The following is a 12,728-nucleotide window of genomic DNA, read 5'->3' on the forward strand; positions in this document are numbered from 1 at the left end:
CTCTGGAGGCCGCCATGGGCGACCGCACCTGGCCGACGCTGCTCACCGCCCTGCTCCGCGGGGAGGACCTGTCCACCGAGGACACCCGGTGGGCGATGGGCGAGATCTTCTCCGGCTCCGCGACGCAAGTGCAGACCGCGGCCTTCGTGATCGCGCTGCGGGCCAAGGGCGAGACCCCGGCCGAGGTGGCGGGGTGCGCCGAGATGATGCTGGAGTACGGCGCGAAGGTGCCGGTCTCCGACGAGCTGCGCAACGCGGCCGTGGACATCGTCGGCACCGGCGGCGACCGGGCCAACACCGTGAACATCTCGACGATGGCCGCGGTCGTGACCGCCGCCGCCGGGGTGCCCGTGGTCAAGCACGGCAACCGGGCCGCGTCGTCGTCCACCGGCGCCGCCGACCTGCTCGAGCGGCTCGGCGTCACCATCGACATGGGCCCCGAGGACGTCGCCCGCTGCGTCGACGAGATCGGCATCGCGTTCTGCTTCGCCGCCCGGTTCCACCCGGCGATGCGCCACGCCGGCGTGCCGCGCCGCGAGATGGGCGTGCCGACGGTCTTCAACTTCCTGGGCCCGCTGACGAACCCGGCCCAGCCGACCGCGGCCACCATCGGCTGCTTCGACCTGCGCATGGCCCCGGTGATGGCGGACGTGCTGGCCCGGCGCGGGTTCTCGGTGCTGCTGGTGCGCGGCGAGGACGGCCTCGACGAGTTCACCACGGCGGCCCCGACCCGGGTCTGGGTCGTCAGCGGCGGCACGGTCACCGAGACCCTGTTCGACGCCACGGACCTCGGCCTGCGCCGCTCCGCCCCCGGCGACCTGCGCGGCGGCGACTCGGCCCACAACGCCGACGTCGCGCTGCGGATGTTCGCCGGCGAGCCCGGCCCGGTGCGCGACGCGGTGCTGCTCAACGCGGCCGCGGCGATCGCGGCGCGGGCCGGCGGGCTGAGCGTGCCGGACCTCGGCGCCCGGCTCAAGGCGGGCCTGGACCGGGCCGCGGCGGCCGTGGACTCGGGCGCGGCGACGGCCCTGGTGCAGCGCTGGACGGCGTTCAAGCCGAGCCTGTCCGAGGGGTAGGGGCTGATCCGGACATAACCCGCGGCGTATCTCCGCCGTTGGTTGAGGCATGGCCGAACTGCCGCGCAACAACCCCAAGAAGGCGATGCTCTCCGCGGTCGTGGCGGGCGCGCTGACGATCGGCTTCGCCGGCATGATGGCGAAGTCGTGCGCCGCGCCGGTCAAACAGCAGGCGGAGCCGGCCAACCAGGCCCTGGAGATGGTCGACTCGCTCGCCGCGCGGCTGGTCCTCGGCCTCGACACGGATGCGACGCTGCAGTACGCGACCCCCTCCGGCGCCATCGTGACGGTCTCGCAGTCGTCGCCCCGGCGGGCGTACCGCAGCGGCGGCGTGACATACATCTCGAGCCCCGACGGCCCGTACCTGTGCACCACCGGGGCGGCGCCGTCGCCGGCCAAGGGCCGCAAGCCCGCCGCGCCGCCCGTGACGTGCCAGGAGGGGCCCGGGGCGGACACGATGTCGCCCACCGAGGCCAAGGCGATCGGCGCGGCGTTCGGGGGCGAGTTCCTGGCCCCCGAGGCGGCCCTGGGGCGGCTGGCGACCATCGCCCGCGGCCAGGGCGTGCGCGCCGGGGCCTCCAAGCGTGGCGACGCGCAGTGCGTGTCGGTCACCGCGACGGGGATCCGCACCGAGACGGCCTGCGTGAGCCCGGGCGGGCTGCTGGCGTATTTCCAGGGCACGTCCGACGCCGGGAAGACCACCGAGCTCGTCCTGCAGTACACGACCCCGACCGTGAGCGAAGAGGCCTTCCTCCCCCCGCGGACGCCCGCGGCGGCGTCGGCTGCGGCCAAAAAGTGACCTGACACGCGGGGGCGGGTCCACGACGGGAGACGGCGGCGGTGGGACGGTGGCGGCATGGAGCTGCACTGCGACACCTGCGGCCAGGTGCGGATCTTCGAGAAGCCGGCGTGCGCCGACCATCCTCGCTCGTCCTGCCCGGACCGGGCCTGCACGACCTGCGGCGCGGCGATCGTGGTGGCCCCGGTGATCCTGCTGATGGACCGCCGGGCCCGGGTGACCCTGCGACGCGCCGCCTGAACCTCCGTTCAGCTACTGGCAAGTACCGCTTGGCGCAGGAACCCGCCGCGCGTCACATCGACGCGGAACAATCCCGGCCATGAAGCTCCGCCGCCTCGCCATCCCCTTCGCCGCGTTGCTCCTCGTGGTGGGCGTCGCCACCGACGCCCACGCCGCCGTGCCGGCCGACAAGCCGGCCGTCATGGCCTCCTGGTCCCAGCCGACCTCCGCCAGCTACAACGCCTGGAACTCGGCCCGCCAGCACCAGTCCGACTGGGCCGCCTACGGCTTCGACTGGACCACCGACTACTGCTCGTCCAGCCCCGACCAGCCGCTCGGCTTCGACTTCCGGTTGCCGTGCGAGCGCCACGACTTCGGGTACCGCAACTTCAAGTCGATCGGGGCGTTCCCGGCGAACAAGAGCCGGATCGACGACTCGTTCTACTTCGACCTCAAGGCCAAGTGCGCCACGTACAACGTGTTCGTGCGCCCGGCCTGCACCAGCCTCGCGTGGACGTACTACCAGGCCGTCTCGGTCTTCGGCAGCGTGCAGCTGTCCGACGCGGCCCTGGACAAGGCCTCGGATCTGCTGGCCAAGGGGCAGCGCGCCCAGGCCCGGGCCGAGGCCGCCGCCTAGAGACGCGAAAAGGGGCCCCCGGGCAGGGGGCCCCTTGTTCGTACGTCGTTCAGTGCTCGGCGCCGCGGCGAGTGCCGGTGTAGTACTCGAACATCAGCCCGCAGGTGCCGACCAGCACCGCGATGATCCCGACGGCCACGAGCCACCACTGGTCGAACGCCAGGCCGAGGCACGCGAGCATCGCGGAGAAGGCCAGGCCGACCGGCCAGTAGCTGCCCGGGCTGAAGAAGCCCAGGTCACCGGCGCCGTCGGCGATCTCCGCGTCGGCGCGGTCCTCCGGGCGCGGGGCGATGCGCTGGGAGATCATCCACAACGCGCCGCCGATCATGGTCAGCAGCAGGCCGGACAGGATCAGCGCGACGACGCCGATCCACTCGGTGCCGTGGTGGCCGCTCTGCTCGCGCGGGGCCGCGGTGGTCCACCAGCCGTACAGGCCCGCCATCGCGAACAGGAACAGGGCCAGAACGAAGAAGAGACGATTCTCAGACTTCATCGCCGTTCGCCTCTCAGCTCGAGGACCGCTTGGTGCGGTCGGTGTCGAACGGGTGGGTCTTCGTCGCGTAGCCGTGGTTCGGGAAGCCCAGCGAGTCCAGCGCCTCGGGGGTGCTCTTGCCCGAGGTGCGCAGCTGCACGTACTGCGCGTACTGCTCCGGGCTCACCACCCGCAGCTCGAAGTTCATCATCGAGTGGTAGGTGCCGCACAGCTCCGCGCAGCGGCCCACGTAGGCGCCCTGGGCGTTGTCCTTGAGCCGGATCTCGAAGCGGTTCTCCACGCCCGGGATCACGTCGCGCTTGAACAGCACGTCGGGCACCCAGAACGAGTGGATGACGTCCTTCGAGGTCTCCTTGAACTGCACGCTCTTGCCCGCCGGCAGCACCAGGACCGGGATGTAGTCGTCCGAGCCGACCGTCGTGACCGGCTTGCCGTCCGGGCCCTTGGTGTCGGTGTAGACGAACTGCCAGTTCCACTTCGAGGCGATCACCTCGACGTTGACGTCCGGGTTCTTGGAGAGCCGGTCGACATCGGTCTGGATGACCGCGGTGTAGAAGAACAACACGGCGATGACCACGAAGGGCGCCACCGAGTACAGAATCTCGAACGGCATGTTGTACCGCGTCTGCGGCGGCAGCTCGTCGCCCCGCTTCCGGTAGCGCACCACGCACCAGAAGATCAGGCCCCAGACGAAGACACCGACGGCGAGCGCCGCGACGACCGACCCGATCCACAGGTCGTACATGCGGTCGCCCTGCTCGGTGATGCCCTTCGGCCAGCCGAAGCCGTTGAACGTGTCCCCGACGGAGCAACCGGCGAGCAGGGTCGTCACCCCGACGGCCGAGACGGCGAGCCCGACGGCGCGCGCGGGGCTCAAACCTCTTGAGACCACCTGCTCCTGCCTCCTTAGCAGCGCCGCGAAATGCCTCTTGATCAGCTTCCCACGGCAAGCCTCACCAACGCTGGCGAGCGTACTCGACCATGCGCGGTCCGCCCGGCTTGGGGTGGTCGTGTCCGGGGCGGGATACCGTTGCACGGGTGGGCGTCTACTTGGACTCGGCCACCGCCGCTCCCCCTCATCCCGTTGCGTGGCAGGCCTTTCAGGCCGCGATCGAGGACGGCTGGGCCGATCCCGGCCGGCTGTACACCCCGTCGCGGCGGTCCCGCCGGCTGCTCGACGCCGCCCGGGAGACCGCGGCCGGCGTGCTGGGCGTGCGCCCCGACGAACTGCAGTTCACGGCCGGTGGCACGGACGCCGTCCGGCGCGCGGTGGCGGGCGTGCGCCGCTCCCGGGGCCGGCGCGTGGTGGTGCACAGCGCGGTCGAGCACTCCGCGGTCATCAAGGCGGCGGGCGACGACGCGGTGTCCGTGCCCGTCTCCCGCACCGGCGTGGTCGACCTGGATGCGCTGGAAGCGGCCCTGACCTCGGGCAATTCCGCGGAAGTGGCCCTGGCGGCGGTACAGAGCGCGAATCATGAGGTGGGGACGGTGCAGCCGGTCGCCGCGGCGGCGCGGCTGTGCGCCGCGGCCGGGGTGCCGCTGCTGGTCGACGCCGCCCAGTCGATCGGCCGGGGGCCGCTGCCCGCCGGCTGGTCGCTGCTCACCGGCAGCGCCCGCAAGTGGGGCGGGCCGGCCGGGGTCGGCCTGCTCGCGGTACGCAAGGGCACCCGGTGGGAGGCCCCCTGGGACGAGGCGGCGAACGACGTGCCCGCGGTGGTCGCGGCCGCGGCCTCGCTACGGGCCGTCGCCGAGGCGGCGCAAGAGGAGTCGGTACGCCAGCGTGCCCTCGTCGAGGAGATCCGCCGCACGGTCGCGGCGAGCGTGCCCGACGTCGAGGTGGTCGGCGAGCCCGACGAGCGGCTGCCACACATCGTCACCTTCTCCTGCCTGTACGTCGACGGCGAGGTGCTCCTGGGCGCCCTGGACCGCGCCGGGTTCGCGGTCTCGTCGGGCTCGGCGTGCACCTCGGACACGCTGCGGCCCTCGCACGTGCTGGCCGCGATGGGGGTGCTCACCCACGGCAACGTGCGCGTCTCGCTCCATAGTGGAGTGTCCACCGAGGACGTGCGGGCGTTCCTGGCGGTCCTGCCCGGGCTGGTCGCCGAGGCGCGGGCGGAGGCGGGACTGTGAGCCTCGTCATCGATGCGCGGGGGAAGCGGTGCCCGCTGCCGGTGATCTTGCTGGCCAAGCTCGCCGCGCAGCAGGAGCCCGGCACCGAGATCGCGGTGCTGGCCGACGACCCGGCCGCGGCGATCGACATCCCCGCCTGGTGCCGGATGAAGGGTCACTCGTTCGTCTCCACCGAGGGCGACCGCCACACGGTGCGGCTCCAGCCCGACACCGCGACCCGGTCCCCCGCGACGACCAGCCACTCGTAGGCCGCGACCCGGTCGGCCCCGTGCGGCGTGATCCGGCCGCCGGTGCTCGCGCTACCCCGTGTCACGGACCGCTCACGCGGCCGGCGCCCCCGCGCGGAGGCGGCGGATCAGCAGGTACGCCTCGCAGCCCAGGCACAGCCCGAAGAAGCCGTTGAGGAACGCGGCGACCAGGGCGAACGCGGCGAAGACGATGCCGAGCACGGTCGCGCCGCTCAGGTAACCGGCCACCGTGACCACGGTGAAGAACAGCCCGACGGCCTGGGCGAAGCGGACCGGGGCCGGGTCCTCGCGCTCGGCCGGCGGGGCCAGGCGCGGGGCGACGAGGTAGCGGTAGAGCAGCGCGTACGGGGTCCGGCGGGGATCGTAGGCGCCGATGGCGAAGATCACCGCCTGGGCGAGCGCCAGCCAGCCGGAGCCGGTGAGCAGGACGACCACGAAGACGACCGTGGTGATCATCGCGGCGAAGCGGGGGCCGCGCGGGTCGAGGCCGGGGGCGGTCATGCGGCGAGCACCTCCGTGACGGACCGGCGCAGGTCGGCGCGGTCGGGGACGCCGACGGTGCGGCGGGCGACGCGGCCGTGGCGGTCGACGATCAGCAGGGTCGGCAGCCGCCAGATGTCCAGCGACTTCACGGCCTCGAGGTGCTCGTCGGCGTCGACTTCTACATGACGTACCGCCGAAAGGTCTTTCGCCAGGTCGGCGCAGACGGCCCGGACCTGCCGGCACGGGGCGCAGGTGGCCGACGTGAAGTGCAGTAGGGTGACACCGGCCGAGCCGGCGTCGGGCAGCAGGCCGGGCGGCAGATCGCCGCCGGAGGCACGGAGGCGACCGTAGCGGGCCCGGTAGATCAGGCCGGCCACGGTCGCCGCGGCGAGCACCGCCAGGACCACGTACGTCACGGCGGCAACGATACTCGCAACCCTACTTACTCGATAGGGATAGACTTCTCAGCGGGAGAGATACGTCACGCAGGCAGGAAGGCGCGGATCTCGTCGGCGGCGGTCTCGCCGTAGGTGTCCGAGATGCGCTTGGCGAACTCGTCGCGCTGGATCGTGTACTCCTGCGGGCCGACGGTCTCCAGGACCAGGGCCGCGACCATCGAGCCGACCTGGGCGGCGCGCTCCAGGCTCAGCCCCCACGACAGGGCGGCGAAGAAGCCGGAGCGGAAGCCGTCGCCGACGCCGGTCGGGTCGACGGTCTGCACGCCCCGGATCGCCGGCACGCGGATCTCCTCGTCGAGCTTGCGGCTGCGGATGACCACGCCGTCCTTGCCCAGCGTGGTGATCACGATGCCGACCCGGTCGAGCAGGTCCTCGGTGGTCAGGCCGGTCTTGCTCTCCAGCAGTTCCTTCTCGTACTCGTTCGTGAGCAGGTACGCGGCCCCGTCGACGAGCTTGCGGATCTCCGAGCCCGGCATGATCGCGAGCTGCTGGGAGATGTCGGCCGCGAAGGCGATGCCCCGCTCGCGGCACTCCTCGGTGTGGCGGATCATGCCCATCGGGTCGTTGGCGCCGATGATCACCAGGTCGAGGCCGCCGACGCGGGCGGCGACCGGCGAGAGCTCGATGTTGCGGGCCTCGGACATGGCGCCCGCGTAGAACGAGGCGATCTGGTTCATGTCGTCGTCGGTCGTGCACACGAAGCGGGCGGTGTGTGCGACCTCACTGACCAGGATCGAGTCGCAGTCGACCCCGTGGCGGGTCAGCCAGCTGCGGTAGTCGGCGAAGTCGGCGCCGACCGCACCCACGAGGATCGGGCGCAGGCCCAGCAGGCCCATGCCGAAGGCGATGTTGGCGGCGATCCCGCCGCGCCGGACCGTGAGGTCGTCGACGAGGAACGACAGCGACACCTTGTGCAACTGGTCGGCCAGGAGCTGCTCCGCGAAGCGGCCCGGGAAGTGCATCAAGTGGTCGGTCGCGATCGAGCCGGTGACGGCGATCTTCATAGGAGAACCTCGATGGTCGGGCGGGTGAGAGCCTCGACAGCCTACCTTGAGGACGCCGAACGGCCGCCCGGACGTAACCGGGCGGCCGTTCAGGGAATTCGGGTCAGTGGAACGAGTCGCCGCAGGCGCACGAGCCCTGGGCGTTGGGGTTGTCGATGGTGAAACCCTGGGCGTCGATACGGTCGGCGAAGTCGATCGTCGCGCCGGTGAGGTAAGGCACGCTCATGCGGTCGACGACGACCTCGAAGCCGTCGTAGGTGCTGACCTTGTCCCCGTCGAGCGCACGCTCGTCGAAGAAGAGCTGGTAGCGCAGGCCGGAGCAGCCACCGGGCTGCACCGCGACGCGCAGCCGCAGGTCGTCACGGCCTTCCTGCTCGAGCAGAGCCTTCACCTTGAGAGCGGCATCCGCGGTCAGGCCGATGCCGGCCGGATTGTCCGTCTGAACGGGCTCGGCAAGCTGCGAAGCGGTCACGATCAAGCTCCCTGCGGTGATGTCTACAGTTCCTCGAAGGTCAACGCCACGGCCTGCGAGGGCATTCCCGTCCCATAGTGACACGACTTCTGCTAGCGGCTCCACTGGCGGGCGAGGCGTTGTCCGAGTTCACGCAGCCCGTCGGCCGGGCGGCGCATCGCCTCGGCGACGCTGCCGAAGTGCTCCACCAGCGAATGGGACTCCGTGACGCCGATGGACGCGGCCTCCCGGCGGCCGGCGTCGACCCGCCCGGCGAGCACCACACAGGGCACGCCCAGATCACGGGCCGCGTTGGCCACACCGGCCACGACCTTCCCGCGCAGCGACTGCTCGTCGAAGGAGCCCTCCCCGGTCACGACCAGGTACGCCCGGTCGAGCTCGTCGTCGAGGCGGGTGAGGCGCCGCACCAGCCCGATGCCGGACTCGACCCGCCCGCCGAGGGCCAGGACCGCGGCGCCGAGGCCACCCGCCGCGCCCGCGCCGGGCCGGTCGGCCAGGCCGTCCGGACAGGACGGAAGAGTCTGCAGTACCTGCGCGAAGCGCGCCAGCGCCCCGTCCAGCGCGAACACGTCCTCCCTGCTCGCGCCCTTCTGCGGGCCGTAGACGGCGCTCGCGCCGTGCAGGCCCAGCAGCGGGCTGTCGACGTCGGTGGCGGCCACGAGCGTCGCCGCGCGCAGCCGGGGCACCCCGCCCAGGGCGGTGCACGCCGCCAGGGCCGCGCCGCCGTACGGCAGCGCGTAGCCGGCGGCGTCGAGCGGGGCGGCGCCGAGCGCGGCGAGCAGGCCGGCCCCGCCGTCATTCGTCGCGCTGCCGCCGAGCCCGACGACCACCTCGCGGGCGCCCGCCTCGACCGCGGCGAGCACCAGCGGGCCCAGGCCGAAGGTCGTGGTGTGGGCAGGATCACGTTCGTCCTCGGCGAGCAGGTGCAGGCCACAGGCCTCGGCGCTCTCCACGTAGGCGGTATCGCCGTCGAGCAGCACGTGCCCCTCGACCGGCCGGCCGAGCGGGTCGGTGGTCGGCACCGCGAACCGCTTCGCGTCGGGCAAGGCCGCGGCCAGGACCGCGCCGAAGCCCGGGCCGCCGTCGGAGAGCGGGCGCAGGACCAGCTCGTCGCCGGGCTTCTCGGCCAGCCAGCCGGCGGCGAAGGCCTCGGCGACCTCCGGGGCCGAGATCGTGCCGGCGAACTTGTCCGGGCACACGAGCACGCGCATCCGGCCATTGTGCACGTCACAGTTGCGGGGGTGACGCACCGTGCGACGATCGGTACGTGACCTGGGCTGAACCATCGTCAACCGCCACCGCGCTGCTGCTGCTGGGCCGCGGCACCGACCCCGACACCGAAAAGGGCGTCGAGTGCCCCGGCGACCTGCCCGCCCCGAGCGACCCCGACCTGGTCGAGCGCGCCCGCGCCGCCAAGGCCGCCCTCGGCGACCGCGTCTTCGTGCTGGGGCACCACTACCAGCGCGACGAGGTGATCCAGTTCGCCGACGTGACCGGCGACTCCTTCAAGCTCGCCCGCGAGGCCGCCGCCCGGCCCGACGCCGAGTACATCGTCTTCTGCGGCGTGCACTTCATGGCCGAGAGCGCCGACATCCTCACGACCGACCGCCAGAAGGTCGTGCTGCCGGACCTGGCCGCGGGGTGCTCGATGGCCGACATGGCCGTGCTGGCGCAGGTCGAGAAGGCCTGGGAGCGCTTCACCGAGCTGGGCATCGCCGGCGACGTGGTGCCCGTGACCTACATGAACTCCTCCGCCGACATCAAGGGCTTCGTCGGGCGCAACGACGGCGTGGTCTGCACCTCGTCGAACGCCGAGACCGCCCTGCGCTGGTCGTTCGAGCAGGGCAGCCGGGTGTTCTTCCTGCCCGACCAGCACCTCGGGCGCAACACCGCCGTGCTCAAGCTCGGCCTCGAGCTGTCCGACTGCGTGCTCTACGACCCGCACAAGCCGGGCGGCGGCCTGACCGACGAGCAGCTGCGCGACGCGAAGATGATCCTGTGGCGCGGCCACTGCTCGGTGCACGGGCGCTTCTCGCTCGACGCCGTCGAGGACGTGCGGGCCCGGGTGCCCGGGGTCAACGTGCTCGTCCACCCCGAGTGCCGGAACGAGGTCGTGAACGCGGCGGACTACGTGGGCTCGACCGAGTACATCATCCGCGTGATCGACGACGCCCCGGCCGGATCGGCCTGGGCCGTCGGCACCGAGCTCAACCTGGTCCGGCGCCTGGCGCTGGCGCACCCGGACAAGCAGATCATGTTCCTGGAGCGCAACGTCTGCTACTGCTCGACGATGAACCGCATCGACCTGCCGCACCTCGTGTGGGCGCTCGAGGAGCTCGTCGCCGGGCGGGTGCCGAACCAGATCACCGTCGACCCCTCCACCGCGCACTACGCGCGGGTCGCGCTCGACCGGATGCTGGCGCTGCCGTAACCGCGATCGGATCATCACCCTGTGTGGTGATCCGTGTCGGAGTCCCGTCTTCGTGCCAGCGCTGACGTGCGGCCGACTTTTGCATGCAGTAGATGTGGATATGCTGCGCGGGCGACGCGGTGCGTGATCCGCGCTCCCGTAACGCTGCGTGTCAGCGCCAAGCTTCTTCGTTCCTGCCTGCAGGAGGGTTTCCGTGACCAACTACGACGCCGGTGACGTCCTCACCGTGCACGGCGGCACGCCGCTCAACGGCGAGCTCCGTGTGCGCGGGGCCAAGAACCTCGTCTCCAAGGCGATGGTCGCCGCGCTGCTCGGCGAGACCCCGAGCCGGCTGTACGACGTCCCCGAGATCCGCGACGTCGAGGTGGTCACCGGCCTGCTCGAGCTGCACGGCGTGAAGGTCACGCGCGGCGCCACCGACGGCGAGCTGGTCTTCGACACCTCCGACGTGGAGTCGGCAAACGTCGACGAGATCAACGTGCACGCCGGCTCCAGCCGCATCCCGATCCTGTTCTGCGGCCCGCTGCTGCACCGCCTCGGCCACGCCTTCATCCCCGACCTCGGCGGCTGCAACATCGGCGGGCGCCCGATCGACTTCCACATCCAGGCCCTGCGCGAGTTCGGCGCGGTCGTCGACAAGTCCGAGAAGGGCATGGACATCACCGCGCCCGACGGGCTCAAGGGCGCCAAGCTGGAGCTGCCCTTCCCGTCCGTCGGCGCGACCGAGCAGATCCTGCTCACCGCGGTCCGGGCGGAGGGCGTCACCGAGCTGCGCAACGCGGCCGTCGAGCCCGAGATCATCGACCTCATCTGCGTGCTGCAGAAGATGGGCGCGATCATCAAGGTCCACACGGACCGGGTCATCGAGATCCAGGGCGTGCCGCGCCTGGTCGGCTACAGCCACCGCCCGATCCCGGACCGCATCGAGGCCGCCAGCTGGGCCGCGGCCGCGCTGGCGACCCGTGGCGACGTGTTCGTCCGGGGCGCGCGCCAGGTCGACATGATGACCTTCCTGAACCTGTACACGTCCGTCGGCGGCGCGTTCGAGGTCGACGACACCCCCGGCGAGGGCGGCATCCGCTTCTGGCACCCGGGCGGCGAGCTCAAGGCCGTGGCCATGGAGACCGACGTCCACCCCGGCTTCATGACCGACTGGCAGCAGCCGATGGTCGTGGCGCTGACGCAGGCCCGCGGCCTGTCGATCGTGCACGAGACCGTGTACGAGCGGCGGCTGGGCTACACCGCGGCGCTCAACCAGATGGGCGCGACGATCCAGACCTACCGCGAGTGCCTGGGCGGCACCCCGTGCCGCTTCGGCCGGCGCAACTTCATGCACTCGGCGGTCATCGCCGGTCCGTCCAAGCTGCACGCGGCCGACCTGGTGATCCCCGACCTGCGGGCCGGGTTCAGCCACCTGATCGCGGCGCTCGCGGCCGAGGGCACCTCCCGCGTCTACGGCGTGAAGCTGATCCAGCGCGGGTACGAGGACTTCGAGGGCAAGCTCAACGCCCTCGGCGCGCACGTCGAGCTCGGCTGAACAGCACTTTGAGGGATTTCGGCTGAGACGTAGCCGACGCTGCTGATCTTTCGCGGCGTCGGCTACCCTTCGTGTCGTGCCGTCGCTGTTTCGTCGTAAGCCAGAAGAGCCCGCCTCCGTCGTCGTGTCGGAGTCCGAGCCGGAGGTGGGCCCCCGGGGTCACACCCCGAGCAAGCGCGACCAGGGCCTGAAGACGCCCAAACGCGTCATCGCCGGACGCCGGATGCCCGAGCCGCCCGCCGCCGATCGCAAGGAAGCCGCCAAGCGGCTCCGCGAGAAGCAGCGGCAGGAGCGTGTCGAGGCCCGCGAGGGCATGGCCGCCGGCGACGAGCGCTTCCTGCTCGCCCGCGACAAGGGCCCCGTGCGCAAGCTGGTGCGCGACATCGTCGACTCGCGGCGCACGATCGGCACCTTCTTCTTCGGCACCACGTTCCTGGTCATGCTCGTGGGCTTCAACCGCAACCTGAACTCGAGCATCTACTACGCGGCCAACGCGCTGTTCTTCGTCATGTTCCTGGCCACCGCGGTCGACGGGTTCATGATCTCGCGGACGGTGAAGAAGCTCGTCCGGCAGCGCTTCCCGGACGCGAAGGACCGCATGGGCTCGCTGTACCTCTACGCGATCATGCGCTCGATCTCCTTCCGCTTCATCCGCAACCCGAAGCCGCAGGTCAAGATCGGGCAGGCCATCTGACCCACCGCAGCTCGCGGACACGTTTCGGCGGCGACGGTGGCGTCGGG

16 protein-coding genes are annotated in these 12,728 nt (G+C 71.7%); 9 read left to right on the forward strand and 7 right to left on the reverse strand.

Annotated features, from left to right (window positions below; translation table 11 throughout):
- Positions 1 to 14: 14 nt before the first annotated feature.
- The 4 genes from trpD (at position 15) to ACPPVO_RS51675 (ending at position 2,731) form a co-directional block, all read left to right on the forward strand.
- The gene (trpD, locus tag ACPPVO_RS51660; RefSeq protein ID WP_426506626.1) at positions 15 to 1,076 is read left to right on the forward strand and encodes an anthranilate phosphoribosyltransferase; all 1,062 of its coding nucleotides are present in this window, start codon (positions 15 to 17) and stop codon (positions 1,074 to 1,076) included.
- A gap of 49 nt (positions 1,077 to 1,125) precedes the next feature.
- Positions 1,126 to 1,875 (forward strand): hypothetical protein, encoded by a 750-nt coding sequence (locus ACPPVO_RS51665; RefSeq protein ID WP_426506627.1) that lies wholly within the window; start codon positions 1,126 to 1,128, stop codon positions 1,873 to 1,875.
- Positions 1,876 to 1,932: 57 nt separating this feature from the next.
- The gene (locus tag ACPPVO_RS51670) at positions 1,933 to 2,115 is read left to right on the forward strand and encodes a hypothetical protein (RefSeq protein WP_426506628.1); all 183 of its coding nucleotides are present in this window, start codon (positions 1,933 to 1,935) and stop codon (positions 2,113 to 2,115) included.
- A 79-nt stretch (positions 2,116 to 2,194) separates the two neighbouring features.
- Positions 2,195 to 2,731 (forward strand): phospholipase, encoded by a 537-nt coding sequence (locus tag ACPPVO_RS51675; RefSeq protein WP_426506629.1) that lies wholly within the window; start codon positions 2,195 to 2,197, stop codon positions 2,729 to 2,731.
- 49 nt (positions 2,732 to 2,780) lie between these two features.
- Here ACPPVO_RS51675 and ACPPVO_RS51680 read toward each other — a convergent pair whose 3' ends face one another.
- The gene (locus tag ACPPVO_RS51680; protein WP_426506630.1) at positions 2,781 to 3,224 is read right to left on the reverse strand and encodes a cytochrome c oxidase subunit 4; all 444 of its coding nucleotides are present in this window, start codon (positions 3,222 to 3,224) and stop codon (positions 2,781 to 2,783) included.
- Between the two features lie 13 nt (positions 3,225 to 3,237).
- The gene (gene coxB / locus ACPPVO_RS51685) at positions 3,238 to 4,116 is read right to left on the reverse strand and encodes a cytochrome c oxidase subunit II (RefSeq protein WP_426506631.1); all 879 of its coding nucleotides are present in this window, start codon (positions 4,114 to 4,116) and stop codon (positions 3,238 to 3,240) included.
- Positions 4,117 to 4,262: 146 nt separating this feature from the next.
- Between coxB and ACPPVO_RS51690 the strand changes: the two genes are divergently transcribed.
- Positions 4,263 to 5,354: a cysteine desulfurase family protein gene (locus tag ACPPVO_RS51690; protein ID WP_426506632.1), complete on the forward strand. Its 1,092-nt coding sequence runs from the start codon at positions 4,263 to 4,265 to the stop codon at positions 5,352 to 5,354.
- On the forward strand, positions 5,351 to 5,602 hold the full coding sequence (locus ACPPVO_RS51695; RefSeq protein ID WP_426506633.1) for a sulfurtransferase TusA family protein: 252 nt from the start codon (positions 5,351 to 5,353) through the stop codon (positions 5,600 to 5,602). The genes ACPPVO_RS51690 and ACPPVO_RS51695 overlap by 4 nt, the downstream gene beginning before the upstream one ends.
- Positions 5,603 to 5,674: 72 nt before the next feature.
- Here the strand turns inward: ACPPVO_RS51695 and ACPPVO_RS51700 are convergent, their stop codons facing one another.
- The 5 genes from ACPPVO_RS51700 to ACPPVO_RS51720 form a co-directional block, all read right to left on the reverse strand.
- The gene (locus ACPPVO_RS51700; RefSeq protein WP_360378938.1) at positions 5,675 to 6,103 is read right to left on the reverse strand and encodes a DUF4395 domain-containing protein; all 429 of its coding nucleotides are present in this window, start codon (positions 6,101 to 6,103) and stop codon (positions 5,675 to 5,677) included.
- Positions 6,100 to 6,501 (reverse strand): thioredoxin family protein, encoded by a 402-nt coding sequence (locus ACPPVO_RS51705; protein ID WP_426506634.1) that lies wholly within the window; start codon positions 6,499 to 6,501, stop codon positions 6,100 to 6,102. Before ACPPVO_RS51705 ends, ACPPVO_RS51700 begins: the two co-directional genes overlap by 4 nt.
- A 65-nt stretch (positions 6,502 to 6,566) precedes the next feature.
- Complete coding sequence (locus ACPPVO_RS51710) at positions 6,567 to 7,547, reverse strand: carbohydrate kinase family protein (RefSeq protein WP_426506635.1); 981 nt, start codon at positions 7,545 to 7,547, stop codon at positions 6,567 to 6,569.
- A gap of 103 nt (positions 7,548 to 7,650) precedes the next feature.
- Positions 7,651 to 8,019, reverse strand: a complete 369-nt coding sequence (locus ACPPVO_RS51715; RefSeq protein WP_350552481.1) for a HesB/IscA family protein — start codon at positions 8,017 to 8,019, stop codon at positions 7,651 to 7,653.
- A 92-nt stretch (positions 8,020 to 8,111) separates the two neighbouring features.
- Positions 8,112 to 9,230, reverse strand: a complete 1,119-nt coding sequence (locus tag ACPPVO_RS51720; protein WP_426506636.1) for a glycerate kinase — start codon at positions 9,228 to 9,230, stop codon at positions 8,112 to 8,114.
- A gap of 56 nt (positions 9,231 to 9,286) precedes the next feature.
- Here ACPPVO_RS51720 and nadA point away from each other — a divergent pair, with 56 nt between their 5' ends.
- The 3 genes from nadA to ACPPVO_RS51735 all read left to right on the forward strand — a co-directional run bounded on the left by nadA (position 9,287) and on the right by ACPPVO_RS51735 (position 12,681).
- On the forward strand, positions 9,287 to 10,450 hold the full coding sequence (gene nadA / locus ACPPVO_RS51725; protein ID WP_426506637.1) for a quinolinate synthase NadA: 1,164 nt from the start codon (positions 9,287 to 9,289) through the stop codon (positions 10,448 to 10,450).
- Between the two features lie 193 nt (positions 10,451 to 10,643).
- On the forward strand, positions 10,644 to 11,987 hold the full coding sequence (gene murA, locus ACPPVO_RS51730) for a UDP-N-acetylglucosamine 1-carboxyvinyltransferase (protein WP_426506638.1): 1,344 nt from the start codon (positions 10,644 to 10,646) through the stop codon (positions 11,985 to 11,987).
- Between the two features lie 76 nt (positions 11,988 to 12,063).
- A complete protein-coding gene (locus ACPPVO_RS51735; RefSeq protein WP_426506639.1) occupies positions 12,064 to 12,681 on the forward strand; it encodes a DUF3043 domain-containing protein in 618 nt (205 codons plus the stop codon).
- Positions 12,682 to 12,728 lie beyond the last annotated feature (47 nt).

Origin of the sequence: Dactylosporangium sp. McL0621 (assembly GCF_049995355.1) — a bacterium.
In the GTDB taxonomy this organism is placed as follows: domain Bacteria; phylum Actinomycetota; class Actinomycetes; order Mycobacteriales; family Micromonosporaceae; genus Dactylosporangium.